Source organism: Pseudomonas sp. S5F11 (assembly GCF_019641515.1).
Lineage (GTDB): Bacteria > Pseudomonadota > Gammaproteobacteria > Pseudomonadales > Pseudomonadaceae > Aquipseudomonas > Aquipseudomonas rhodesiae.
On the sequence record NZ_JAIFJZ010000001.1, the window covers coordinates 4,821,267 to 4,843,701 of the forward strand.

Genomic DNA, 22,435 nt, shown 5'->3' on the forward strand with positions numbered 1-22,435 from the left:
CTTCGGGGTTTCTTTTTGCCTGCGATTTGTCAGGGCTCGTTCCAGTCTTGAAAAAATACCGGGTTGTCGCGCAGGTAATCCTGACGCATCAGTGGGTCCAGCCAGGCGGCGTAGGCTTGTTGTATCTGCTCCTGCGGGATGTCACGCACCGCTTGATTGATGCGGGTGATGGCCTGGCGCCCTTGGGGGGTGTTCGAGCAGCCGATATGGGTGTGCTGATAGGGTGGGGCGCCTTTGATCGGGTAGAAACTCAAATTGTCAGGGGCAATGCCTTGTTGCTGGGCGTGATAGCGGATCTCCGGCCAATAGCCGAGCACCGCTTCCAGTCTGCCCAGACGTTGCATTTGCAGCAGGCTGCCCATGGCATCGTTGCCGTAGTGCAGGGCCAGGTGCTGGGTGTCGGTCTGCTTGAGTGCTTCATCGATATTTGGTCCATAGCTTCGTTCCGCAACAGCGCCTACCCGAGCTTCATGGGCAGCCAGAAACGCCTGCAGGTCCAACTGACCGTGGCTGATAAATCGCGCCAGTTGCTCACCCTGGCTGCTGCGAATGGCCGCGCCATTGCTGGCGACGACAAAGGCCTGTTTGGAAAACGCAACGTATGCCGCACGCTTCGCTGTCCATAGCAACGAGGGATCGCAGATGAGCGTCCCCTCGCGCAGCATTTGCGTTCCGCGTGCGCGATTGACGTGCAGCACTTCGTGGCGATAGTCCGGCAGGCGCTCGATCAGCAGCGGCAGCAACTGATCCAAGGCGCCCTGGCCTTTGCCGGGGCCGTCGAAAATCGTCAGTGGCGGCAAATCACGCAGCAGCCAGATCAAGGTGTCTTGCGCGTGAGCCGATGCAGGCCACCCACCGGCCACTGTTGTCGCCAGGCAGAGCTGCACCAGCCACTGTTTGCACCGATGGCGCATCAGATTGCGCCTGCCTCACGCAAGCGTACAATCGCTGCGGCGTCATAGCCCAGCTCACCCAGTACAGCGCCGCTATGCTCGCCCAGTTGCGGGCCCACCCACTCGCAACTGCCGGGGGTATCCGACAGTTTGGGCACGATGCCGGGCATCTTGAAATCCTTGCCACCCGGAAGCTGCGCCTTGAGGAACATCTCGCGGGCCAGAAATTGCGGGTCGCCCAGCATGTCCTCAGCGCTGTAGATGCGGCTGGCGGGCACCTCGGCGCCATTCAATTGCTCGATCACCTGCTCCAGTGGCAGCGAATTGACCCAGCGATCGATTACGCCGTACAGCTCGTCACGGCGGCTGTCGCGCCCGTCATTGCTGGCCAGTTGTGGATCGTTAGCCAGGTCTTCGCGGCCGATGGCGGCCATGAAGCGCTTGAAGATCGCATCGCCATTGGCGCCGATCTGCACATGCTTGCCGTCCGCACTGGTATGGATCGAGGAGGGCGTGATACCCGGCATGATGTTGCCGGTGCGTTCGCGGATAAACCCGAACACGTCGAACTCGGGAATCATGCTTTCCATCATGGCGAAAATGGCTTCATACAGCGCGACATCGACCACCTGGCCCAGGCCGCCGTTAACCTCACGATGCCGCAGCGCCATCAGCGCACCGATCACCGCCCATAGCGCTGCAATGGAATCTCCGATGGAGATCCCGGTACGCACCGGCGGGCGGTCCTCGAAACCGGTGATGTAACGCAGCCCGCCCATGGACTCGCCCACGGCGCCAAACCCTGGCTGGTCCTTCATCGGCCCGGTCTGGCCAAAGCCCGAGAGGCGCACCATGACCAGTTTCGGGTTGAGCGCGTGCAGGGTTTCCCAACTCAGGCCCAGTTTTTCCAACACGCCGGGACGGAAGTTTTCGATCAAGATGTCGGCGTCCGCCAGCAGTTGCTTAAGAATGGCCAGGCCATCCGGGTGCTTGAGGTTCAGCGTGAGGGATTTCTTGTTGCGCGCCTGCACGAACCACCACAGCGATGTGCCTTCATACAGCTTGCGCCATTTGCGCAGCGGATCGCCGCCGTCCGGGGATTCGACCTTGATGACCTCGGCGCCGAATTCTGCGCAGATACGTGAGGCGAACGGGCCCGCGATCAGGGTGCCGAGTTCGATGACTTTCAGGCCGGCAAGCGGTTTGGCATTAAACGACATGGGGATCCTTGGCTGCGCAGAACAGGTGTGTGATGCCTTTTAACATAGGCGAGGGGCCCAGGGATAAGGGTGATGCAGCGCAGGATTCGTTGATTGGCCTCGCCATCGGTTAGACTGGCCGCCTTTCCTTGTCTCTAGAAGCCCGTTCATGGCCCAGCCGTCCACGACATACAAATTCGAACTCAACCTCACCGACCTCGACCGTTCGGTGTACGAGAGCGTCAAACAGACCATCGCCCGCCACCCGTCGGAGACCGAAGAGCGCATGACCGTGCGTTTGCTGGCTTATGCCCTCTGGTACAACGAGCAGTTGTCGTTTGGGCGTGGTTTGTCAGATGTAGACGAACCGGCCCTGTGGGAAAAAAGCCTGGATGACCGGGTTTTGCACTGGATTGAAGTCGGCCAACCCGATGCCGATCGCCTGACCTGGTGCTCGCGCCGCACCGAGCGCACCAGCCTGCTGGCCTACGGCAGCCTGCGCGTTTGGGAAGGCAAAGTGGTGCCGGTCGCCGCTAACCTGAAGAACGTGCACATCGCTGCTGTGCCGCAGGAAGTCCTCGAAACCCTGGCCAAGGACATGCCCCGGGTGATCAAGTGGGATGTGATGATCAGCGAAGGCACGATGTTCGTCACCGACGACCGTGGCCAGCATGAAGTGCAGCTGCAGTGGCTGGTCGGCGAGCGTGGTTGAAACGGTCGGAAGGGGCCTGCCCCTCCCACGTTGCCTGTCAGTTGATTTCAGCCTTGCCGTTTAACCGTCTTATTAAAGAGAAGTTTCCTTCACCCCATGCGTATCGATCCTCGTCCGTTGCCCGCCGTCCTGCCGTTTCTCGGTGAATTGCCGCCCCTGTTGACCCGCCTTTACGCCGCGCGCGGGGTGCAGTCCGAGGCCGAGCTGGACAAGAGCCTGGCGCGGTTGATTCCCTACCAGCAGCTTAAGGGTATCGATACCGCGGTGGACTTGCTGGTGACTGCGCTGGAGCAACGCCAGCGCATCCTGATCGTGGGCGACTTCGATGCCGATGGCGCCACGGCCAGCGCCGTCGGCACCCTGGGCCTGCGGTTGCTGGGCGCGGCCCATGTCGATTATCTGGTGCCCAACCGCTTCGAATACGGTTATGGCCTCACGCCGGAAATCGTCGCCGTGGCCCTGCAGCGCGAGCCGCAATTGCTGATCACCGTAGACAACGGTATCTCCAGCGTCGAAGGCGTGGCGGCGGCAAAAGCGGCGGGGCTCAAGGTACTGGTGACCGATCACCACTTGCCGGGGGATGAGCTACCAGCGGCGGACGCCATCGTCAATCCGAACCAGCCTGGCTGCACGTTCCCCAGCAAAGCCCTGGCCGGTGTCGGCGTGATTTTCTACGTATTGATGGCCCTGCGCGCGCGCCTGCGCGAGTTGGGGTGGTACGCGAACACACCACAGCCCAATATCGGCGACCTGCTTGATCTGGTAGCCCTGGGCAGCGTCGCCGACGTGGTGCCCCTGGACGCCAACAATCGCATCCTCGTCCATCAGGGGCTGGAGCGTATTCGCGCCGGGCGCGCGCGACCGGGGATCAAGGCAATCCTGGAAGTGGCCAAGCGCGATGCGGCGCGAATCACCTCCACCGATCTGGGCTTTATCCTCGGGCCAAGGCTCAACGCCGCCGGGCGCCTGGACGATATGAGCCTGGGTATCGAGTGCCTGCTGACTCGCGATTTCGCTGCGGCGCGTGAGATGGCCGCGCAACTGGACGGCATGAACCAAGACCGTAAATCCATCGAGCAGGGCATGCAGCGCGAGGCCCTGGCCCAGCTCAAGGACTTGCCAGTGGACTCCATGCCCTATGGCCTGTGCCTGTTCGATCCGGAGTGGCATCAGGGGGTGATCGGCATCCTGGCGTCGCGCATGAAAGAACGCTATTTCCGCCCGACCATCGCCTTTGCCGACGCCGGTGACGGCCTGCTTAAAGGCTCAGGGCGATCTGTGCCGGGTTTCCATATCCGTGACGCGCTGGCCGTAGTCGCTAGCCAGCATCCCACGCTGATCGCGAAATACGGCGGACACGCCATGGCGGCGGGGCTGACGTTGCCTGAGGAAAATTTCCCGCTGTTCGCCGAAGCTTTCGATGCCGAAGTGCGTCGGCAATTGCGTGAAGAAGACCTCACCGGGCGCCTGCTGTCCGATGGCACCTTGGCGGTGGAGGAATTCCACCTGGAACTGGCCCGTGCTCTGCGGCATGCCGGCCCTTGGGGCCAGCACTTTCCCGAGCCGTTGTTTCACGGGGTGTTCCAGTTGGTAGAGCAGCGGGTGGTGGGGGAGCGGCACCTGAAGGTGGTGCTCAAGAGTGAGTGCGGTTCGGTGAAGCTCGACGGCATCGCGTTCGGGGTGGATCGGGAAGTCTGGCCGAACCCGACGGTGCGTTGGGTGGAATTGGCCTACAAGCTGGATGTGAACGAGTTTCGTGGGAATGAAACCGTGCAACTGATGATTGCCCATATCGAACCGCGCTAGATTTTACTAAGACCGCAAAACAACTGTGGGAGGGGGGCAAGCCCCCCTCCCACAGTTTGTTTGGCGTACAGCCCGGAATTACTCGGACTTGGCCTGGTGCTTGACGATGATATCCACCAGGCGTTTGGCCAGTGCCGGGTAGTTCTCGTCGAAGTGATGGCCGCCCGGCAGCTTCAAGGCTTCGCCCACGGCAGTCTTATCGGTGCAGCCGCTCTCATCGACTTCTTCGGCACCGTAGATGCATACCACTTTGTCCGCTGGCAACTTGGCCATTTCCGGCCCGGTGGCGGCCTCTTTGCCGGCGTTACCCAGCCAGCCTTCCACTTCGATTTCAAAGCTGCCGGTGCGGGCGAAGGCCAGCAGGATGATCGCATCGACCCGCTGTTGCTCGTTTTCCGGCAGGCGGTTGTAGATAGCGGGCAGGACGTCGGCGCCGAATGAGTAGCCGGTCAATACGAAACGTTTGGTGCCCCATTTCTGCCGGTAGTGCTGCATCAGCTCGGTGAGGTCCTTGGCGCTTTGTTCCGGGGTCTTGTGCTGCCAGTAGTAGCGCAGGGTGTCGATGCCGACCACCGGGTAACCGATCTTAGCCATCTCGCTGGCCACATCGCGGTCCAGGTCGCGCCAGCCGCCGTCACCGGAGAGAAACAGCGTGACGGTGTCCTTGGCTTGCCCGGCCGGCACTTCAACCACCGGGATCGCCAGGCCGCCGTTGTCCGACCCCACCAATTGCTTGCGCAGCTCGTTGTTCAGCACCTGCGGGTAATGAATGTCGTAGTCGCTGATGCTGGTAGTGGCGCGCGGCGTATCGCGTACGAAACTGGCGCTTTCGTCGTCAGGGTTGTCATTCCAGGCCACCAGCCAGTTGCCGTGGGCGGCGGTCTTCGGCAGCGGATCCTTGCAACCTTCCTGCACCAGGGCAAAGCCTACGGAGATGGCATTGGCCTTATCGTCGTTCTGTGTGGCCAGCCAGCGCCACGCGAGGGCTGCGCCGGGGCCGATGCCGCTGACCAGGGTCGCTGGGCCTTTGAGCTGCGCCAGAGCGCCTTGCAAGGCTTGTTCTTGTAGCTTGCAGTCGTCCTTGGGCAGCACCACCTGCACGATCTGCGCTTTACCGCCCTGGCTCAGGGCAAGCAATTGACTGTCGGCCAACATGTCGTCGGCCATCACCGCCACGATCACACGGGCTTTGGCATTGCCGTTCGGGGTCACGCGGGTCATCGCCGCGCCATCGGCCTGGGGCAACTGCTCCAGGGTGGGCTGCGGGGCAGGGCGGTTCCAGTACCAAAAGCCGCCACCCAGGATCAGGGCGAGCAGCACTACAAAGGCCAATACATACCGCCAGGAGCGTCGAATCATCAGCGTTTCACCAATCCAGTCAAGCCGCCCGCAATCAGGGCGGCGGTATCGGCCAATGCCACCAGCGGATCGAGTCCTGCGGGCACGGCCATGTAACGAGGTTCCCAGTCGGGCTGGAACTTGTCTTTGAAGCGGCGCAAACCTTGGAAGTTATACAGTTGCTCGCCACGGCGGAACACCATCGAGCCCAAGCGCTGGGTCAGCGGAGCGCCGCGTCGCGGTTGCAGGCCCGACAGCGGCACCATGCCGAGGCTGAAGCGGGCGTAGCCGTGGGTTTTGTAGTGTTGAATCAGGCCGACCATCATAAATTCCATGGTCAATTTGGGCGCGTCCGGGTGCGCGCGCATCAGGTCCAGGCTGGCCAGGTCGTGGCTGTACGTTTCGAGCAGGTTGGCAAAGGCCACCGGGCGCCCTTCGAAGCGAATAATCGCAATGCGAAAGTGCTTAAGGTAATCGTCGCTGAAGCGCCCCAGGGAAAAGCCTTTTTCCCGCACGTTCTTACCGGTCAGCCAGGCATCGGAAATGACCTTTAGCTCGTCCATCGGCGCCGTGCCCGGTTCGCAGATCTCCAGGGACAAACCGTCCCGGGTGCCGCGGTTCCAGGTGTAGCGCAGATCCTTCATCTCTTTGCCCTTGGCTTCCAGGTCAAAGCGCTTGAGGTCGACGCGGGCTTCTTCGCCCAACTTGATCGCGGTCAGGCCGATGTCCATGTAGTACGGCAGGTTCTCCGCCCGCACTTGGTAGAACACCGGACGCGCATGGTGGATGTCGCACAGGTCGCGGAACTGCCAGATCATCTCGGCCCGTTGTTGGGTCGGGCCGATCGGGTCGTACAAAGCCACCAGGCTGCGCCCGCGTCGGGCGTACATCAGAAACGCTTCGTCGTTGGGGTGAAACAGCAGGGCTTTGTCGCCGGTCAACGCCAGGCCGCCGTCGGGTTGGGACGAAGCCATTAAAATCTTGGTGGCGCGCTCCAGCTCTTCCGGCGTCGGTAAATGGATCACCGGACGCGCGGTGCGCAGCAGCCAGGTCAGCGACACAATCACCAGCAACACCGCTGCGCCCAGCAACGAGCGCAGGCCACGCGGCGCGTTGGCGTCGAGGGTGAACTGCCACCACAGTTGATGGCTGTAGGGGACATCTTGATAGGCAAACAGCAGCAGCCAGATTGAAGCCCCCAGCACGCAGACGCTGGCCACCAGGTATAGCGGCGAAAACGGTAGCTCGGTCAGTCGGCTGGCGCGGTAGAACGAGCGCCGGAAGATCGCCAGCAGCACCGCAGTCATGGTCATCAGGGTGGCTTCTTCCCAGTCGAAGCCTTTAAGCAGCGAGAGCAGGGCGCCCACCAGCAGCAGCACCATGGTCAGCATCCAGGCGGCCGACAAACGTCGACGCAACCCTTGAGCGAGCAGCAGGCACAGCACGCCGATCAGGCTGGCGCCGAAGTGGGACGCGTCAATCAGGCGGTGGGGAATCAGGAAGCCGATGTTTTCCAGGCGTGAATCGATTTCCGGCGTGGCGCCGGAAAACAGCAGGACCACGCCGGACAAAAAAACCAGTACGGCCAACACCGGTGCCGCCAGACCCGAGGCAACCCGCAGGCTCTGCTGGGTCTGGAACAGGCGCTGGGCCTCGTTGACCAGCAGGAACACACAGGCAATCAACAGCGGCAGTACCACATAGATCATGCGATACAGCAGCAGCGCGGCCGCCAATGGCGCGGCGCCGAGCTTATCAGCGAAGGCGGCGAGCAGGATCGCCTCGAACACCCCCACACCGCCCGGTACATGGCTGAGCACGCCCGCGGCCAGGGCCAACAGGTACACCAGCAGGAACGGCCCGAAAGGCGGCGCTTCCGGTAGCAACATATAAAGGACGGTGGCTGCGGCGGCGACGTCCAGCGCGGTGATGATCAGTTGCAGGAAGGTCAGGCGACGCCCGGGAAGCCGCAGCGTGCGGCGGCCGACTTTGACCAGCAGGTTGTCAGCAAACGGTTGTTCCGGCAGGCGACGGCGATAAATGCCGATGCACAGCACCGTCGACAGCAACAGCACGGCGCCGGCTATGCCGCCGAGCAGTATCTGCGGCAGATGCAGGTAGGTGGCGGCGGCCGGCAGGTTGCTCAAGGTCGCCAGAGCGGCCAACGGTGGCAGGGCAGTGCCCAGGGCCAGGCTGGCAAACACCGTCATTCGAGCCACTTCCGAGGCCCCGATGCCGTGGCGGGCATAGAGACGGTAACGCACCGACCCGCCCGAGAGCATCGACAGGCCAATGGCGTTGCCGATGGCGAATGCGGTAAAGCCGCCGAGGGCCAGAGTCTTGGCGGGCAGGTTCACCCCTGCATAGCGGGCGCCGGAAAATTCATAGCCCAGCAGGATCACAAAGCCGGCAACGGCCGCGGCGAAGGCTCCCAGCAAAGCTGGCTTGGGCACTTCCAGGATGGAGTCGTGGAGAGCGTAGAGATCCAGCTCCAGCAACAGGTGTCGACAGGCGATCAGGGCGATTGCAAACAGCAACAACGTAACGGCCAGGCCGATCGGCTGTCGGTATTTGCTCAATAGATCGAGCCAACGCAAACGGGTGGGGGCGATCGGTTGGGTTGCAGTCACGGAGTCTTGTGGTTCAGACGAGTTGGCGCGCATCAATCACCTCTAGGATTGTGCGCGACAGGATGGGGGTATCCAGCCAAGTTACCAATCCCTATGGACAAAATAATTACAAATATTAACGCGTATCACCGGGGGCGGCGACTGCGACCATGGGTCGTAGAGGAGTAAGCATAGCGTGTGCTGAGATGGACTCCACAAACCCTGTACGGTTTCATGAAAGATGCCATGTCATTGTTTCAGAAGAACTTTTTCGCCAGATACAAAAAAGGCCACTCTTTCGAGTAGCCTTTCTTGATGTTTGGTTGCGGGAGCCGGATTTGAACCGACGACCTTCGGGTTATGAGCCCGACGAGCTACCAGACTGCTCCATCCCGCGTCTGTGGGCGGCATTCTACAGTCAGACGGCGAGGTGTCAACCGTTAATGACCTAATGGGTCAAATAAGTGTGAATCGATGGCCTTGCCTGCGCTTCGCACGGTAAGTCTACGGTGGGTAAAGATTTTTTTGTCTTACAATTTCCATACATGTCAAAACAGACGCGCACAAAAAAGGCCACTCTTTCGAGTAGCCTTTTTTGATGTTTGGTTGCGGGAGCCGGATTTGAACCGACGACCTTCGGGTTATGAGCCCGACGAGCTACCAGACTGCTCCATCCCGCGTCTGTGTGGCGGCATTCTACAGAGGAACGCGAGTGTGTCAACCCGTAAGTCCAAGAAAAGCGCTTTGGGTTCAATTGGTTAGCGTTCTGTGAGGTGCGCCGCAAACACCGCGGGCCCAGTCAGGCCGAGGCTTTCAGCTCTATCGAGGTGGTAAATTCGATTAAGAAAATAAATCCATAGAGGAGAATTCCTACCGTTCAGACGGAAGATTCAAACTACTGGTGCTATATACAGGGGTGAATGCGATACTGATCGCCCGTTGAATTGCCCCTTCTATTTATGACGCAGCGCAAAATCATCCACGTTGACTGTGATTGCTTCTACGCCGCCATCGAGATGCGCGATGACCCAAGTCTGGCGCAGAAGCCTCTGGCGGTCGGTGGTTCAGCCGAGCGTCGAGGGGTGATTGCCACCTGTAACTATGAAGCGCGGGCCTACGGGGTGCGATCGGCGATGTCGTCACGGCATGCCTTGAAGCTATGCCCGGACCTGACCATCGTCAAGCCGCGCATGGACGCTTATAAAGAGGCGTCGAAGGAAATCCAGACCATCTTTCGCGACTACACCGACCTGATCGAACCGTTGTCGCTGGATGAAGCCTATCTGGACGTTTCCGACAGCCCGCATTTTGGCGGTAGCGCCACACGCATTGCCCAGGACATCCGTCGTCGCGTCTCAAACCAATTGCACATCACCGTGTCCGCTGGCGTGGCACCGAACAAGTTCCTGGCCAAGATCGCCAGCGATTGGAAGAAGCCCAATGGCCTGTTTGTGATTACGCCGGATCAGGTCGAAGCGTTTGTCTCGCAGTTGCGCGTCAGCAAGCTCCACGGCGTGGGCAAAGTTACCGCTGACAAACTGGCGCGCTTGGGCATTGAAGACTGCCTGCAACTGCGCGAATGGAACAAGCTGGCGCTGGTGCGGGAATTCGGCAGTTTTGGCGAGCGACTCTGGAGTCTGGCCCGTGGCATCGATGATCGCTTGGTACAGAACGACAGCCGTCGGCAATCCATCAGTGTGGAAAATACCTACGATGTGGATCTGCCGGATCTCTCAAGCTGCCTGGCTAAATTGCCCGAACTGATGGAAACCCTGGCCGGGCGTATGGCACGCATCGACAGCAGTTATCGCGCGGGCAAGCCGTTCGTGAAGGTGAAGTTTCATGACTTTACCCAGACCACCTTGGAGCAGGCCGGGGCAGGGCGGGATCTGGAGAGTTATCAACAATTGATGACCCAAGCGTTCAATCGCGGCGGCAAGCCGGTGCGTCTGCTGGGGATCGGGGTACGGTTGTTGGACCTTAGTGGCGGTAACGAACAACTAGAGTTCGCCTGGTAGAAACCGCCAATCAAAATGTGGAAGGGGCTCCTCCCACATTCGATCTCCAACCCTTTGAGCGTCTCAGCGTGCGCCTGGATCCGCTACGAGTCGCCCCGCATCCTTGGTTAGCGCTTGCAGGAATTCCTGCTGCAACTCCGGATCATTGCGGGTCAGTTCGATCAGGCTTTGTTCCAGCTCGCTGGCTTCTTCTTCCAGACCCAGCTCCGACAGGCGCTTGACCCGGTGTACCCACTGGCTGACTTCGTCATCTTCCAGATCGTCGTAGATCAGGCCATGGGCTTCGAGCAACTTACCGCGCAGGGTGTTGCTGATGGCCAGGGTCGAGTCCGAGTGCACGTCGTCCTGGCCATCCTCCACGCTGATCTTCAAGGTGGTGACATGGTTAAGGTCCTGCTCGGCGAACGGACTGTCCAATAGGTTCAGGCGCAGCACGCCGTTACGGTCGGTAGTCAGCTCGTGGGTGTGTTTGCCGGCGGTGACTTGCACGGGACGCTCGCTCCACGGCAGGCTTGAATACTCCAGGCGCTTGTCGCGCTGAACTTCATCGATACCCGCCAGGTTCTGTTGCGCGCGTCCATGGGATTGCACGTTCATGAACGGGTTAAGCCCGTCTATGCCGTAGATCAGCCAGTCGTGGGTCATGCTTGAAGGCAGGTTGCCGAGGGCGAAGATGTTCGCCACATTGGCGCCCGCGCCCGCCACCAGTGCCACCGCGCCCAGGGGCATCTCGTAGACTTTGCGCCAGGGCTGATAGGGGGTGTAGCGGTCGTAACGCCGGGTGACTTCGAACTCGGTGACCTCGAAGGTCTTCTGCTCGTGAATGCGAACCCGGCGTTGCGGCAGTTCCAGCACTTTGGGTTCGCCTACATCAATCTGCAGACTGTGATCGAGCAATTTGCGCTCGACTCGCTCCTCGTGCTCACTGCGTTGCGACATATGATTGGCGCAGCCGCTGACCAGCAGGGCGCCGCACAAGGCGGCGCCCCCCAGGGCTCTGGTGTTTCGCTTGAACATGACTTCTCTTGATCTGGTTTTCAGCGACGAATACGCGCCTGAAGGAAAGACAGCACGTCAGCCACCGGCAACGGTTGGGCTTCGGCTTCGGTCCGGCTCTTGTATTCCAGATTGCCATCGGCCAGGCCGCGGTCGCTGACCACGATCCGGTGTGGGATGCCAATCAGTTCCATGTCGGCGAACTTGATGCCAGGGCTGGTTTTCTTGTCCCGGTCATCCAGCAGCACTTCAAAACCGGCGGCCGTCAACTCGGCATACAGTTTGTCGGTGGCTTCGCGTACTTGCTCGGTTTCGTAGCGCAGCGGTACCAGCGCCACTTGGAATGGCGCCAGGGCGTCGCTCCAGATGATGCCTTTCTCGTCGTTGTTCTGCTCGATGGCAGCCGCCACTACGCGGGATACGCCAATACCGTAGCAACCCATTTCCAGGGTGATCGGCTTGCCGTTCTCGCCCAGCACTTCGCACTTCATCGCCTTGCTGTACTTGTTGCCCAGCTGGAAGATGTGCCCGACCTCGATGCCGCGCTTGATTTCCAGGGTGCCCTTGCCATCCGGGCTTGGGTCGCCGGCCACCACATTGCGCAGGTCGGCCACGGTCGGAACCGGCAGGTCACGCTCCCAGTTCACGCCGAAGTAGTGCTTGTCGTCGATGTTCGCGCCGATACCGAAGTCGCTCATCAGCTCGACCGAGCGGTCGATGATGATCGGCAGCGGCAGGTTCAGCGGGCCCAGGGAACCGGCGCCGGCGCCAATGGCGTCGCGCAGTTCGGCATCGCTGGCCATGACCAGTGGGCTGGCCACGCCTGGCTGCTGGGCTGCCTTGATTTCGTTGAGTTCGTGGTCGCCACGGATAACCAGGGCGATAAGCTTGCCTGCTTCCTCAGCGTGCACGATCAGGGTCTTGATGGTCTTTTCAATCGGCAGATTGAATTTCTCCACCAGGGCCGCGATGGTCTTGGTGTCCGGCGTGTCCACCAGGCGCAGTTCTTCGGTCGGGGCAGGGCGCGAGGTTTCCCGTGGCACGGCCTCGGCTTTCTCGATGTTCGCCGCGTAGTCGGAACCGTTGCTGAACACGATATCGTCTTCGCCGGACTCGGCCAGTACGTGGAATTCGTGGGAGCCGGCGCCGCCGATGGAACCGTTATCCGCTTCAACCGGGCGGAATTTCAGGCCCAGGCGCGTGAACACATTGCAGTAGGCCTGGTGCATGCGGTCGTAGGTGACCTGCAGGGACGCGTGGTCGGTGTGGAACGAATAGGCATCCTTCATGATGAATTCACGGCCGCGCATCAAGCCGAAACGTGGGCGGATTTCATCACGGAATTTGGTCTGGATCTGATACAGGTTCAGCGGCAACTGTTTATAGCTGCTCAGCTCGTTGCGCATCAGGTCAGTGATAACTTCTTCATGGGTCGGGCCAGCGCAGAAGTCGCGGCCATGACGATCCTTGAAGCGCAGCAACTCAGGGCCGTACTCTTCCCAGCGCCCGGATTCCTGCCACAGTTCAGCCGGTTGGGTGCTCGGCATCAACACTTCCAGGGAGCCGGCGGCGTTCATTTCTTCACGAACGATGGCTTCGACCTTGCGCATCACCTTCAAGCCCATGGGCAGCCAGGTGTAAAGGCCGGAGGCCAGCTTGCGAATCATGCCGGCGCGCAGCATCAGCTGGTGGCTGATCACGACCGCATCGGAAGGCGTTTCTTTCTGTGTGGCGAGCAAATATTGACTGGTACGCATGGTAGGCCGTTGTCGGTTGCTTGGACTTGAAATGACTTGGGATTGTACGGGCGCGGGCTGCAGGAGTACAGGCATCAGAATGCAGAGGGGCATGTGGGATGGGGCTTGCCCTCGATAGCAGGGTGTCAGGCGCTAATGTGTTACTGAGCTACCGGGGGCAAGTCCAATCGTCGCAATGCCCCTCCCACATTGTCAGTCTTCAGCGGGTGGACTCAACCGAATCCGCCGATTTTCCTGGAACCAGTGCAACGCAATCAGCAGCAGCGTCGGCACACCCAGCATGCAGGTGATCAGGAAGAAGTTGTGGTAACCGAATTTCTCCACCATCACGCCCGAGTAGCCGCCAATCAAGCGCGGCAGCAGCAGCATGATCGAGCTGAGCAACGCATATTGGGTGGCGGAGAACTTGAGGTTGGTCAGGCTCGACAGATAGGCCACGAAGGCCGACGTGGCCATGCCCGAGCTGAAGTTATCCAGGGAGATGGTGAAAATCAGCATCTGCAGGTCCGGGCCCATATCGGCGAGCATCACGAACAGCAGGTTAGTGCCGGCCGACATGACGCCGCCGATAAACAGGATCGGCAGGATACCAAAGCGCACGATCAGCAAGCCGCCCATACCGGCGCCGAGCAGGGTCATGATCAGGCCGAAAATCTTGCTGACGCCCGCAATCTGGTCCTTGGTAAAGCCCTGGTCGATGTAGAACACGTTGGCCATCACGCCCATCACCGTGTCGGACATGCGATAGGTGGCGATCAACCCGAGCAGCAGCAGGGCCTGCCAACGGTAGCGCAGGATAAAGTCGTTGACTGGCGTCAGCACCGGCGCCAGGCCACGGCGGCCCATGGTCGACAGGCACAGGCAGGTCAGGGTGATATAGAGGATTGCGCGCAGGAAGGCGCGGTCTTCCATCAGCAAATCCCACAGGCTGACGCCCTGGAAGAGCACGCTGGCGAAATCGGTGTTGTACAGCTGAGTGAACATCGCCGGCACTGACACCAGCAGTACGATCAGCACGAACACCGAGGCCAGTTGATGCACGAAGCTGTAGCGGCCCGCCTGCAATTGGGTACGCAGCGGCACATTGGGCTCACGCATGAACAGCGTGGTCAGCAGGGCAGGGATCATCAGCACGCCGAACAGCACGTAAGTGCCGGTCCATGCCGAGTGTTTATAGTTGAAACCGGTGGAGCCGAAACCTTCGGCAAAGAACAGCGCGCCTGCGGTGGCCAGCAGCGCGGCGATCCGGTAGCCGGACATATAGCTGGCGGCCAAGGCCGCCTGGCGGCTGTCGTCGGCGATTTCCAGGCGATAGGCGTCAACCGCGATGTCCTGGGTGGCGGAGGCAAAGGCAACGATCACAGCAATGGCTATCAGCCAGGACAAATGCTTCTGCGGATCGCAGAACCCCATGCCGATCAAGCCCAGGATGACCAGCGACTGGGCGAGCACCAGCCAGGAACGGCGGCGCCCGAGCCTGCCCAGCAGCGGCAGGCGCCATTGGTCGAGCAGCGGCGACCAAACCCACTTGAAGGCGTAGGCCAGCCCGATCAGGCTGGCATAGCCGATGGTTTCGCGGGCCACACCGGCTTCGCGCAACCACACCGAAAGCGTCGAGAACACCAACATGTAAGGCATGCCGGCGGCGAAGCCGAGCAACAACAGCACTAACGTCGAGGGGCTGGCATAGGCAGCGAGCGCGGCGCGCCAGGTTTTACGGGGCATGGGCTGGAGTCTGCCTCAGATTCACGGAAACAAAGCGCGCACTCTAACCGCTGTGCTCTACCGGGCGCCAGCCATGGCGCTGAATATCAACGCGATTGTTCAGGATGCTGACACCTTCGCTGCGCAAACGCGCACGTTGTTCGTCACCCGATGCACTGCCCGCCGGCAGACTTATCCGACCGCCGGCACCCAGCACGCGATGCCAGGGCAGCCGCGTGTCCTCTGGGAGCTGGCTCAAGGTCCGCCCCACCCAGCGCGCCGCCCGCCCGAGACCGGCCAAGTGCGCCAGCTCGCCGTAGCTCACCACGCAGCCCTCGGGCACTTGCGCCAAGGTCAGGTACAGCGCGGTGCGGCGCATATCGGCAGCGGTTTGTGGTGTATCGACAGGCAATTTCACTGTGGGACTATCCGTTGAATATGTCGGCATTTTTGCAAGAAACGGCTGTAAACATGGCGGTGAGAATTGAACTCATCTGCGATCCCTGAGTCAGTCCTTGCTAAGACGTTATCTAACACGATAATGCCCTCTTTTTCGCCAAGCCCGAGCCTCGAATCCGCTTATGTTGTCCAGAACCTTGCTGTGCCTTGCTGTTTTAAGCGCTTCCACACCCTTGCTTGCGGACACCGTCTGGTTGAAGAACGGTGACCGCCTGACCGGCAAAATCAAGGTCTTCGACGGCGGCAAATTGCTGATCCAGACCGCGTATGCCGGTGCGATTCCAGTGGACTGGAAGCAAGTCAAAACCCTGGAAAGCGACCAGGAGCTGCTGGTTAAGCAGGATGCCTACAGTGGCGAGAAAGCCAAGTCCCTCCAAGCGGCAGAAGACGGCAAAGTGGTGCTGGCCAATGGCGAAGCGCCCAAGACCGTTGAACTGGCAAGCATCCAACAGATCATCAAGCCTAAACCGGTGATCGAGGACCTGGTGTGGAAGGGCAATGTCGATCTGGCGCTGGACTACAAGCGCGCCGAAAAAGACACCAACGACTACGACGTCGACTTCAAGACCACAGCCCGCCATGGCCAATGGCGCCATACCGGGCAGGGCGAGTACAACCGCGAATTCCAGGATGACGTGACCACCACCGACAACTGGGCCCTGGAGTACGATCTGGACCGCTTTATTACCGAGCACTGGTTCTGGCAGGGGCGCCTGACCTACAAGCGCGACAAAGTCGAAGACCTGGCGCGTCAGCGCACCGTGGGTACTGGCCCTGGCTACCAGTTCTGGGATGACGAGCTGGGCGCTTTCTCCCTCGGCTCGCTGGTCAACCGCACCGACTATGAATATGCCGACGGCGGCAAGGACAACTTCTATTCCCTGGCCATGAAGTGGAACTACAACCGCTATCTGGTGGGCAAGACCATTGAGTTCTTCACCAATGGCGAACTCGGCAAGCCTATCGATGCGCCAGCCGAGTACTCCCTGGATGCGGAAATGGGTCTGCGCTACAAAGTCACCGAGTGGGCATCGCTCAACCTCAAGGCCGAGCGTGACGTGATCAGCGGCGATTCGGAGAGCAGCCTGAGCAAGACCCGTTATACCGCCGGTTTCGGGGTGGCTTGGTAGTCGCGTCCCTGGCAACCGCTGCTTATATTGATTACCTTGTGTTGAGATCCATTCCCATACGTTATGGGCGGCTGAATACCCGAGGAGTCATACGTTGAGCGCACAGGTTGCCAAGAACGCCCGAGAGCTGTTGCTCAAGGAATACCGTGGGGCTCTCTCCACATTGTCCAAAGCCATGCCTGGCTTTCCATTTGGATCGGTGGTGCCGTACTGCCTGGACGAGCAGGGCCGCCCGCTGATCCTGATCAGCCGCATCGCCCAGCACACCCATAACCTGCAAAAAGAGCCCAAATGCTCGCTGCTGGTCGGTGAGCGTGGGGCGGACGATGTGCAGGCGGTAGGGCGTCTCACCTACCTGGCCGAAGCCGAGCAATTGCATGACGATGCCGCCATCGAGGCCGCAGCCGAGCGCTATTACCGCTACTTCCCCGAATCGGCCAATTACCACAAGGCCCACGATTTCGATTTCTGGGTGCTCAAGCCGGTTCGCCACCGCTACATAGGCGGATTCGGCGCGATCCACTGGCTCGATCAAATGACCCTGGCCAACCCCTTCGCCGGCGCGGCAGAGCGCAGCATGGTCGAACACATGAACAGCGACCATGCCAAGGCGATTGCCCATTACGTCGACCTGGCCGGTTTACCCGTCAACGAGCCTGCGCAATTGGCCGGCATCGACAGTGAAGGCATGCACCTGCGGATTGGCCAGTCGCTACATTGGTTGCCATTTGCCGCGCCTTGCAACACGCCGACACAAGTGCGCGAAGCCTTGGTTTCACTGGCTCACGCCGCAGCCTGGCCGAAAAAAGCGGCGGCTGACGCTTGAATTCACGAAACGGCGACGTCATCTAAGGTGGACTGGCAAGGCATTCTTGCGTTGAGGAAACATTTGATGCGCCCTTTTTTATTGCTCTTTCTGCTGTTCCCGGTGTTGGAGCTGTTCGTCTTCGTTCAAGTCAGCGGTGCGATCGGGTTCTTCCCAGCATTGCTGTTGATTATTCTGGGCTCGATGCTCGGCGTTCTGGTGCTGCGCGTCGCGGGCCTGGCCACGGCACTGCGTGCCCGTGAAAGCCTGAATCGCGGCGAATTGCCCGCTCAGACCATGCTCGAAGGTCTGATGATGGCCCTGGCCGGTGGCCTGTTGATCCTGCCGGGTTTCATCAGCGACGTGGTGGGCCTGGTGATGCTGCTGCCGGTCACCCGCAGGCTGCTGGCCGGCAAGATGCGCCAGCGTGCCGAGGAGGCAGCTATTCGTCAGCGCGCGTTTGCCGAAGACCTGCAACCCCGTGGCGGCCCGGCTCCGCGCCAGCCCCTGGGCCGTGAAGGCGATGTGATCGAAGGCGAGTTCGAACACCGCGACAGCAAATAACCGCTCCAATGGCACGGCACCTTCGGGTGGCGTGCTGCGTTTACCCGCTCCCGGACATAAAAAATTTCATTTGCCGCCCCTTGTAATAAGCCCAGGCGCCCTTATGTAACGGTCACCGCAAGGTTTCTGGTGGTGACACTAGACAGACTTCCGCGTTTCGCTCAGCGAACCGCGACCGGCACCGCCGGAATTTAACCCGCCGGAATTGATACCGGCCGATGAAAAACACAATTAGGAGAGATCGACAATGAGCAAGCTTCGTCCTCTGCACGACCGCGTCGTCATCCGTCGCAGCGAAGAAGAAAAGAAAACCGCCGGCGGCATCGTGCTGCCAGGTTCGGCTGCTGAAAAAGCCAACCACGGTGTGATCGTCGCTGCTGGCCCAGGCAAAACCCTGGAAAACGGTGAAGTACGCGCGCTGGCCGTGAAAGTGGGTGACAAGGTTGTTTTCGGCCCTTACTCCGGTAGCAACACTGTGAAAGTCGACGGCGAAGACCTGCTGGTAATGGCTGAGAACGAAATTCTCGCTGTACTGGAAGGCTGATTTCCCGCTCATTTTCCCGTTACTTCAAAGTATTTAAGGAATATCGATCATGGCTGCTAAAGAAGTTAAATTCGGCGATTCCGCCCGCAAGAAAATGCTCACCGGTGTCAACATCCTGGCTGATGCAGTAAAAGCGACCCTGGGCCCGAAAGGCCGTAACGTGATCATCGAGAAGAGCTTCGGCGCTCCGACCATCACCAAGGACGGCGTTTCCGTAGCCAAAGAAATCGAACTGGAAGACCGTTTCGAAAACATGGGCGCGCAGCTGGTCAAAGACGTTGCCTCCCGTGCCAACGATGACGCAGGCGACGGCACCACCACCGCCACCGTTCTGGCTCAGTCGATCGTCAACGAAGGCCTCAAGGCCGTCGCTGCCGGCATGAACCCGATGGACCTCAAGCGCGGTATCGACAAGGCGACCATCGCCATCGTTAAAGAGCTGAAGAACCTGTCCAAGCCATGTGCCGACACCAAGGCCATCGCTCAGGTGGGTACCATCTCGGCCAACTCCGACAACTCCATCGGCGACATCATTGCCGAAGCCATGGAAAAAGTCGGTAAAGAAGGCGTGATCACCGTTGAAGAAGGCTCGGGCCTGGAAAACGAACTGTCGGTTGTTGAAGGCATGCAGTTTGACCGTGGCTACCTGTCCCCGTACTTCGTCAACAAGCCAGACACCATGGTTGCCGAGCTGGACAGCCCGCTGATCCTGCTGGTCGACAAGAAAATCTCCAACATCCGCGAAATGCTGCCGGTGCTGGAAGCGGTTGCCAAAGCCGGTCGCCCACTGCTGATCGTGGCCGAAGACGTCGAAGGCGAAGCCCTGGCGACTCTGGTTGTGAACAACATGCGTGGCATCGTCAAAGTCGCTGCCGTCAAGGCGCCAGGCTTTGGTGACCGTCGCAAGGCCATGCTGCAGGACATCGCCGTTCTGACTGGCGGTACCGTTATCTCCGAAGAGATCGGTCTGAGCCTGGAAAGCGCCACCCTGGAAAACCTGGGTAGCGCCAAGCGCGTGACCCTGTCCAAGGAAAACACCATCATCGTCGACGGTGCTGGCGTTGAAGGTGACATCGAGTCGCGCATCGCTCAGATCCGCGCCCAGGTTGCCGAGACTTCCTCGGACTACGACCGTGAAAAACTGCAAGAGCGTCTGGCCAAGCTGTCCGGCGGCGTTGCAGTGATCAAGGTTGGCGCCGGTTCCGAAGTTGAAATGAAAGAGAAGAAAGCCCGCGTTGAAGACGCCCTGCACGCAACCCGTGCAGCCGTTGAAGAAGGCGTGGTACCTGGCGGTGGCGTTGCGCTGATCCGTGCTCTGGAAGCCCTGACTGGCCTGACTGGCGACAACGCCGACCAGAACGTCGGTATTGCTGTACTGCGTCGCGCTGTAGAAGCACCACTGCGCCAGATCGCTGCCAACTCCGGCGACGAGCCAAGCGTTGTGGTCAACGAAGTCAAGAACGGCAAAGGTAACTACGGTTACAACGCCGCCACTGGCGTCTACGGCGACATGATCGAAATGGGCATCCTGGATCCAACCAAGGTTACCCGTTCCGCTCTGCAGGCAGCATCCTCCATCGGCGGTCTGATCCTGACCACCGAAGCGGCCATTGCTGACAAGCCGAAGGCTGAAGGCGCGGCTGGCGGCGGTATGCCAGACATGGGCGGCATGGGTGGCATGGGCGGCATGATGTAAGCCAGCCTTACCCCCGTACTGAAAAGCCCCGCCTGCAGTGATGCAGGCGGGGCTTTTTATTGCGCGTTCGATAAAGAACGTACCTAGCGCTCGGTCAGCCGTGGGCTTGCCTCCTTGGGCGCTTTCCAACTCAATAACTGCTGTTTGAAATCATAGCTGGCGGCCTGGTAGTAGGTGATCGCCCGCTGAATCAACGGATCATCGCCGCCCACTCGCGATTCCTGACTCTCCGCCAACGCCTGATCGTGGCGACGCAAGCCCAGGCGCGGACTGAGAATGGCCAAGTCCTTGCCGTCGAACAGCCCCAGGTGCTGGTAGTTGCCGACTACCACGCGCGGCGGTAGCGGATTGTCCTGAAGCAGGTCGCGGCCGAAGAACGTCGATTCGTAGCTCAGGTTGATCAGGCCCAGCAGGGTCGGCGCCAGGTCGATCTGACTCGCCAGTTGCGCGGATTCCCGAGGGGCGATCAGCTTGGGGGCATAAATGAACAATGGAATCTGGTAGTTGGTGATGGGCAGGTCCTCTTTGCCCGCGCTGCCGGCCGTGTGGTCGGCGACGAACACAAAGATCGTGTTATCGAACCAAGGCTTCTGGCGTGCCGCATCGAGGAATTCGCCGATGGCATGGTCGGTGTATTTCACCGCACCGTCGCGGCCATTGCCGGATTTGATATCGATACGCCCATCCGGGTAGGTATAAGGGCGATGGTTGGAGGTGGTCATCAGTTGTAGCAGGAATGGCTGCTGCTTAGCGTAATCGGCATCGGCCAGTTTCAGAGTTTGTTTGTATAGATCCTCGTCGGCCATGCCCCAGGCGTTTTTAAACGAGATTTCGGTCTCGGGCACGCTGCTCTGATCGACCAGGCGATAGCCGTTGCCGCTGAAAAACGCGTTCATGTTATCGAAGTAACCGCGCCCACCGTACACGAACACGCTGTCATAGCCGACCGCGGAAAGCTGTTGCCCGAGGCTGGCAAAACCGCTTTCACGACCGATGCGTTTGACGATTGAGCGCCCGGGTGTAGGGGGAATCGCCAGGGTGATCGCTTCCAGGCCGCGGTCGGTTCGGGTACCGGTGGCGTAAAAGTTATTGAAGTACAGGCTTTGTTGGCGCAGCGCGTCCAGATTGGGTGTGAGGTTACGCCCGTCGCCGTTGCTGCCCATGTATTTGGCGCTGAAGCTTTCGATGGTCACCAGCACGATATTGGGCGTGCGCAGCGGGCCCGGGTGGCTGATGGCGCGACGGATATCCAGTGGGTCCTGGCCGATGAAGCGCGCGTTGGGCTCGCTGAGTTCGGCGCGCAGTTGCTTGGCGACAACTTCGGTCGGCAGGCTTTTATAGAATTGTGCGTAATCCAACTCGTTGTTACGGAAGGCTGCGAAAAACTGATAAGGGCCGTTGCTGGCCAGTTCGTTTTTGTAGGCGTTACCGCCTTGGGTGCGGGGGCTGTCCTGACTAATCAACTGCAGGCTGAGGCCGACGGCCAGCACCAGCACCAGTGCATTGAGCAAACGGCCACGCAACGGCGGCAACGGGGCGTCGATGGCGGCGTTGAACGGTTTGCGCAACACCAGGCTCAACACAACGGCCAGCATCGCCAGCAAACTGAGCAGTTTGCCGATCGGGTAAGACTCCAGCAGGTTGTTCAACACTTCATCGGAGTACACCAGATAGTCGACGGCGATAAAGTTGAAGCGCACACCGAACTCGTCCCAGAACAGCCATTCGGCCACCGAGGTAAACAGCATCGCGAAAACGCTGACAGTGAGTACCGCCTGCAAAAACCAGCGGTGGCCGCGACGGCGCCACAGACCGGGCGGGCAAAGCAGCACATACAGGCCCAGCGGTAACGCTGCGTAGGCCAGGAAACCCAGGTCGTAAACCAGGCCCACCCCGAACACCGGCAGCAGATTGCCGCCGACTTCGTCTAGGTGGGTGAGCAGCAGCACGGCGCGCGTCAGCAGGAATATCAATAACCAGGCACCGGTTATCAACAGCAGATAGCGCATTGGCGCTGTTTTGACGAAACCCATGTCTATGTTCCTTATATAAATGGGGGGCGATATTCGTCCTGACACTGTAGTCAGTTTGTGAAGCTATAGTGAAAAACTCGTTGCCCTGGCTATTTGATTGAAAACCTTGATCCACGGGCCTTTCAGGTCTATCCCTGAGCCCCACTTGGCCTTAAGCTGCGCGAGCCAACAC

The 22,435-nt window shown here is 60.1% G+C and carries 17 protein-coding genes and 2 tRNA genes; 8 read left to right on the plus strand and 11 right to left on the minus strand.

Annotated features, from left to right (window positions below; translation table 11 throughout):
- Window positions 1-29: 29 nt before the first annotated feature.
- Both K1567_RS21760 and K1567_RS21765 read right to left on the minus strand, forming a co-directional pair.
- Window positions 30-914, minus strand: a complete 885-nt coding sequence (locus K1567_RS21760) for a TIGR02285 family protein (protein ID WP_034100323.1) — start codon at window positions 912-914, stop codon at window positions 30-32.
- Window positions 914-2,113 (minus strand): CaiB/BaiF CoA-transferase family protein, encoded by a 1,200-nt coding sequence (locus tag K1567_RS21765; RefSeq protein WP_034115011.1) that lies wholly within the window; start codon window positions 2,111-2,113, stop codon window positions 914-916. The genes K1567_RS21760 and K1567_RS21765 overlap by 1 nt, the downstream gene beginning before the upstream one ends.
- Window positions 2,114-2,261: 148 nt before the next feature.
- On the opposite strand from K1567_RS21765, the gene K1567_RS21770 reads away from it, so the two are divergent.
- Window positions 2,262-2,804, plus strand: coding sequence for a YaeQ family protein (locus K1567_RS21770; protein ID WP_034115010.1), 543 nt, complete (start codon window positions 2,262-2,264; stop codon window positions 2,802-2,804).
- A 96-nt stretch (window positions 2,805-2,900) separates the two neighbouring features.
- The gene (recJ, locus tag K1567_RS21775) at window positions 2,901-4,610 is read left to right on the plus strand and encodes a single-stranded-DNA-specific exonuclease RecJ (RefSeq protein ID WP_220698847.1); all 1,710 of its coding nucleotides are present in this window, start codon (window positions 2,901-2,903) and stop codon (window positions 4,608-4,610) included.
- A gap of 78 nt (window positions 4,611-4,688) precedes the next feature.
- Here recJ and K1567_RS21780 read toward each other — a convergent pair whose 3' ends face one another.
- From K1567_RS21780 to K1567_RS21795, 4 genes are all read right to left on the minus strand, one after another.
- Window positions 4,689-5,969: a virulence factor family protein gene (locus K1567_RS21780; RefSeq protein WP_220698848.1), complete on the minus strand. Its 1,281-nt coding sequence runs from the start codon at window positions 5,967-5,969 to the stop codon at window positions 4,689-4,691.
- The gene (gene mprF, locus K1567_RS21785) at window positions 5,969-8,611 is read right to left on the minus strand and encodes a bifunctional lysylphosphatidylglycerol flippase/synthetase MprF (protein WP_034100314.1); all 2,643 of its coding nucleotides are present in this window, start codon (window positions 8,609-8,611) and stop codon (window positions 5,969-5,971) included. Before mprF ends, K1567_RS21780 begins: the two co-directional genes overlap by 1 nt.
- Window positions 8,612-8,877: 266 nt before the next feature.
- Window positions 8,878-8,954, minus strand: a tRNA-Met gene (locus K1567_RS21790).
- A gap of 206 nt (window positions 8,955-9,160) precedes the next feature.
- Window positions 9,161-9,237: transfer RNA gene (locus K1567_RS21795), tRNA-Met, on the minus strand.
- 279 nt (window positions 9,238-9,516) lie between these two features.
- Here K1567_RS21795 and dinB point away from each other — a divergent pair.
- Window positions 9,517-10,575, plus strand: coding sequence for a DNA polymerase IV (gene dinB / locus K1567_RS21800; protein WP_034100312.1), 1,059 nt, complete (start codon window positions 9,517-9,519; stop codon window positions 10,573-10,575).
- A 63-nt stretch (window positions 10,576-10,638) separates the two neighbouring features.
- Here the strand turns inward: dinB and K1567_RS21805 are convergent, their stop codons facing one another.
- From K1567_RS21805 to K1567_RS21820, 4 genes are all read right to left on the minus strand, one after another.
- Window positions 10,639-11,592 (minus strand): hypothetical protein, encoded by a 954-nt coding sequence (locus K1567_RS21805; RefSeq protein WP_034115008.1) that lies wholly within the window; start codon window positions 11,590-11,592, stop codon window positions 10,639-10,641.
- A gap of 20 nt (window positions 11,593-11,612) precedes the next feature.
- A complete protein-coding gene (locus tag K1567_RS21810) occupies window positions 11,613-13,328 on the minus strand; it encodes a proline--tRNA ligase (RefSeq protein WP_220698849.1) in 1,716 nt (571 codons plus the stop codon).
- A gap of 192 nt (window positions 13,329-13,520) precedes the next feature.
- A complete protein-coding gene (locus K1567_RS21815; protein ID WP_034115007.1) occupies window positions 13,521-15,053 on the minus strand; it encodes an AmpG family muropeptide MFS transporter in 1,533 nt (510 codons plus the stop codon).
- Between the two features lie 43 nt (window positions 15,054-15,096).
- Window positions 15,097-15,480, minus strand: coding sequence for an MGMT family protein (locus K1567_RS21820; protein ID WP_169868193.1), 384 nt, complete (start codon window positions 15,478-15,480; stop codon window positions 15,097-15,099).
- 133 nt (window positions 15,481-15,613) lie between these two features.
- Here K1567_RS21820 and K1567_RS21825 point away from each other — a divergent pair, with 133 nt between their 5' ends.
- From K1567_RS21825 to groL, 5 genes are all read left to right on the plus strand, one after another.
- Window positions 15,614-16,621: a DUF481 domain-containing protein gene (locus tag K1567_RS21825; protein WP_220698850.1), complete on the plus strand. Its 1,008-nt coding sequence runs from the start codon at window positions 15,614-15,616 to the stop codon at window positions 16,619-16,621.
- 94 nt (window positions 16,622-16,715) lie between these two features.
- Window positions 16,716-17,447, plus strand: coding sequence for a HugZ family protein (locus K1567_RS21830; protein ID WP_034100300.1), 732 nt, complete (start codon window positions 16,716-16,718; stop codon window positions 17,445-17,447).
- Window positions 17,448-17,513: 66 nt separating this feature from the next.
- Window positions 17,514-17,990 carry an FxsA family protein gene (locus K1567_RS21835; RefSeq protein WP_034100298.1) on the plus strand — a complete coding sequence of 159 codons (477 nt, stop codon included), beginning with the start codon at window positions 17,514-17,516 and terminating at the stop codon, window positions 17,988-17,990.
- 247 nt (window positions 17,991-18,237) lie between these two features.
- On the plus strand, window positions 18,238-18,534 hold the full coding sequence (groES, locus tag K1567_RS21840) for a co-chaperone GroES (RefSeq protein WP_017846112.1): 297 nt from the start codon (window positions 18,238-18,240) through the stop codon (window positions 18,532-18,534).
- A gap of 49 nt (window positions 18,535-18,583) precedes the next feature.
- Complete coding sequence (gene groL, locus K1567_RS21845; protein ID WP_034100295.1) at window positions 18,584-20,230, plus strand: chaperonin GroEL; 1,647 nt, start codon at window positions 18,584-18,586, stop codon at window positions 20,228-20,230.
- Between the two features lie 83 nt (window positions 20,231-20,313).
- Here groL and K1567_RS21850 read toward each other — a convergent pair whose 3' ends face one another.
- Entirely contained in the window at window positions 20,314-22,263 is a 1,950-nt protein-coding gene (locus K1567_RS21850) for an LTA synthase family protein (protein ID WP_220698851.1), read from the minus strand.
- Between the last annotated feature and the right edge of the window lie 172 nt (window positions 22,264-22,435).

Bases quoted from the DNA above. Each gene is read 5' to 3' on its own strand.
- K1567_RS21760 (WP_034100323.1), bottom strand. From the start codon at position 914: ATGCGCCATCGGTGCAAACAGTGGCTGGTGCAGCTCTGCCTGGCGACA.
- K1567_RS21765 (WP_034115011.1), bottom strand. From the start codon at position 2,113: ATGTCGTTTAATGCCAAACCGCTTGCCGGCCTGAAAGTCATCGAACTC.
- K1567_RS21770 (WP_034115010.1), top strand. From the start codon at position 2,262: ATGGCCCAGCCGTCCACGACATACAAATTCGAACTCAACCTCACCGAC.
- recJ (WP_220698847.1), top strand. From the start codon at position 2,901: ATGCGTATCGATCCTCGTCCGTTGCCCGCCGTCCTGCCGTTTCTCGGT.
- K1567_RS21780 (WP_220698848.1), bottom strand. From the start codon at position 5,969: ATGATTCGACGCTCCTGGCGGTATGTATTGGCCTTTGTAGTGCTGCTC.
- mprF (WP_034100314.1), bottom strand. From the start codon at position 8,611: ATGCGCGCCAACTCGTCTGAACCACAAGACTCCGTGACTGCAACCCAA.
- dinB (WP_034100312.1), top strand. From the start codon at position 9,517: ATGACGCAGCGCAAAATCATCCACGTTGACTGTGATTGCTTCTACGCC.
- K1567_RS21805 (WP_034115008.1), bottom strand. From the start codon at position 11,592: ATGTTCAAGCGAAACACCAGAGCCCTGGGGGGCGCCGCCTTGTGCGGC.
- K1567_RS21810 (WP_220698849.1), bottom strand. From the start codon at position 13,328: ATGCGTACCAGTCAATATTTGCTCGCCACACAGAAAGAAACGCCTTCC.
- K1567_RS21815 (WP_034115007.1), bottom strand. From the start codon at position 15,053: ATGCCCCGTAAAACCTGGCGCGCCGCGCTCGCTGCCTATGCCAGCCCC.
- K1567_RS21820 (WP_169868193.1), bottom strand. From the start codon at position 15,480: ATGCCGACATATTCAACGGATAGTCCCACAGTGAAATTGCCTGTCGAT.
- K1567_RS21825 (WP_220698850.1), top strand. From the start codon at position 15,614: ATGTTGTCCAGAACCTTGCTGTGCCTTGCTGTTTTAAGCGCTTCCACA.
- K1567_RS21835 (WP_034100298.1), top strand. From the start codon at position 17,514: ATGCGCCCTTTTTTATTGCTCTTTCTGCTGTTCCCGGTGTTGGAGCTG.
- groES (WP_017846112.1), top strand. From the start codon at position 18,238: ATGAGCAAGCTTCGTCCTCTGCACGACCGCGTCGTCATCCGTCGCAGC.
- groL (WP_034100295.1), top strand. From the start codon at position 18,584: ATGGCTGCTAAAGAAGTTAAATTCGGCGATTCCGCCCGCAAGAAAATG.
- K1567_RS21850 (WP_220698851.1), bottom strand. From the start codon at position 22,263: ATGGGTTTCGTCAAAACAGCGCCAATGCGCTATCTGCTGTTGATAACC.